At 64.2% G+C, this 1,076-nt stretch carries 1 protein-coding gene; it reads right to left on the bottom strand.

The annotated features are described in order from the left end of the window. A partial coding sequence (locus tag HWV67_RS31520; RefSeq protein ID WP_175654066.1) for a ShlB/FhaC/HecB family hemolysin secretion/activation protein occupies nt 1-1,076 on the bottom strand: 1,076 nt, incomplete at both ends.

The raw sequence follows: 1,076 nt of genomic DNA, 5'->3' as shown, positions 1-1,076 counted from the left end.
TCTTCGCCGATCTGGAACGGCTGCAGGTAGCTGATGGTCAGGCTGTATTTGCGGTAGCGGGCGTCGGGGTCGCCGGGGCTGGCGGTGCGGTCGGCCTGGGCATCGAAGGCGCCGATGCCCTGCTGCATGCCCAGGTCCAGGTTGACGAACGCGCCGCCGATCCTGCGCCCGTGGTTGATGCCGAACTGAGCCTCGCTCAGGCGGTTGCTGCTGTTTTCCAGTCGGCTGTATTCGATGTAGTTGTTCGAGCGCAGGTAGGCCAGGCCGGTACTCAGCGAGGTTTTCGACAGGCTGTCGCGGTGGATCACCCGCTCGGCGCGCAGTTGGTGGTTCTGGGTGTCGCCGGTTTGCTTGAAGGTGAAGGTGTTGGCCTCGGCTTGTGAGCGGTAGGCACTCTGGCTGTAGGAATAGCTGAAGTTCCACCAGCCCCAGGGCAGGTTGTAGAAGAGCATTTCGCTGTGCGAGGTGCGCTGGTGATCGCTGACCGCGTCACGACCGCCGCGCAGCATCAACTGGTCGGCCAGGCCCAATGGGCTGTCCCATTCCAGGCCGTAGCCCCATTGCTGTTCGCCCGTGGAAAGCTGGCCGTCATTGTTACGCGACAGGTTGGCGCGCCAGGGCTTTTTTGGGGTGTTGCCGACCTCCACGGTACTGCCGCCCACCGTCGTGCCGGGGACAAGCTCCATCTTGGCCTGGTTGGATGGCAGGCGGTTGAGCTGGTCGACCATCTGCTCGATATCCCGCAGGTTGAGCAGTTCGCCGACAGCGCCGGGGAAGGCCATCGCCAGTTCCCGAGGCGACAGGCCGCTGTCGGCGCCACTCTCGATGCCTTCCAGGCGCCCTTCCACCACCTGCACTTCCAGGTGCCGGCTGCTCAGGTCCTGCTGCGGCAGGTAGGCGCGGCTGGTGACCAGGCCCATGGCGAGGTAGTGATCGGTGATGGCCTTTAGCAGTTCGTTCAACTGCTGCACGCCAAGGCACTGGCCGATATAAGGCTGGGCCAGGCGCTCGCGATCGGCCTGGGACAGGCGGTCGGCACCTTTTATTTCGATGCTGTCGATGGGGAAGCAGCGGGT

Origin of the sequence: Pseudomonas sp. Marseille-P9899, from assembly GCF_903166565.1 — a bacterium.
Classification (GTDB): Bacteria; Pseudomonadota; Gammaproteobacteria; order Pseudomonadales; family Pseudomonadaceae; genus Aquipseudomonas; species Aquipseudomonas huaxiensis.
Note: the sequence above shows the minus strand (reverse complement) of the source record. Positions and strands in the feature narration are given on the sequence as shown.